Here is a 260-nt window from a genome sequence, read left to right on the forward strand (position 1 = left end):
AGTTGCCCCAGCGCCAGCGACAGCGGCGCGAGTCCCATCGCCTTGAACCGCCGCGCCCAGACGCCGGCCAGCGCATAACTGAGCGCGGCGCAGAGACAGGCGCCCTGCGCCCACAGCGCGCCGCCATCGCTGGCATGTCCCAGCATCACCGCGACGCCCGCAAAGCCGGTCAGCACGCCCAGCGCCTTGGGCCAGCTCAGGCGTTCGTCCTGTGTCGCCAGGTGCGCCACCACCACGCCCCAGAGCGGTGTGGTCGCGTT

General features: G+C 72.3%; 1 pseudogene. It reads right to left on the bottom strand.

Annotated features, from left to right (window positions below):
* Positions 1 to 260 (bottom strand): annotated as a pseudogene (locus JI667_RS23675) (hypothetical protein); the annotation flags it as partial.

Origin of the sequence: Bacillus sp. NTK074B, assembly GCF_017303375.1 — a bacterium.
Taxonomy (GTDB): domain Bacteria; phylum Bacillota; class Bacilli; order Bacillales; family Bacillaceae_B; genus Rossellomorea.